Annotated in this window: 1 protein-coding gene; it reads left to right on the top strand. The window is 71.6% G+C overall.

Annotated features, from left to right (window positions below):
• The coding region (locus HW466_RS31250; protein ID WP_176316159.1) for a GlxA family transcriptional regulator at positions 1-514 on the top strand (514 nt) is incomplete at both ends.

Below are 514 nucleotides of genomic sequence, written 5' to 3' on the forward strand. Positions count from 1 at the left end.
GCGGTGGACGCGCCGGTGATCCACGCGTTGCGCGAGCTGGCGCGGCGCGGCATGCCTCTCGGCGGGATCTGCACCGGCGCCTACGCGCTGATGGCCGCCGGCCTGCTGGACGGCTATCGCGGCACCGTGCACTGGGAGAACCTCTCGGCCCTGCATGCCGAATTCCCGGCGGTGTCGATCGTCGACGAGCTGTTCGTGATCGACCGCGACCGCGTGACCTGCACCGGCGGCACCGCGCCGCTCGACCTGATGATCGGCATCGTCGCCGCCGAGCGCGGCCAGGAACTCGCCACCCGCGTGTCCGAGCAGTTCGTGCTGCAGCGCATCCGCGGCGCCAGCGATCCGCAGCCGATCCCGGTCGACGCGCGGGTCGGCTTCTCGCGCGGCGAGCTGGTGGAGGCGGTGCGGCTGATGGAGGCCAATATCGAGGAGCCGCTGCCGCTGGCCGACCTGGCGCGGCTGATCGCGCTGTCCGAGCGGCAGATGCAGCGCATGTTCAAGCACTACCTGAGCA

It is taken from the genome of Burkholderia territorii, assembly GCF_902833055.1.
GTDB lineage: Bacteria > Pseudomonadota > Gammaproteobacteria > Burkholderiales > Burkholderiaceae > Burkholderia > Burkholderia territorii.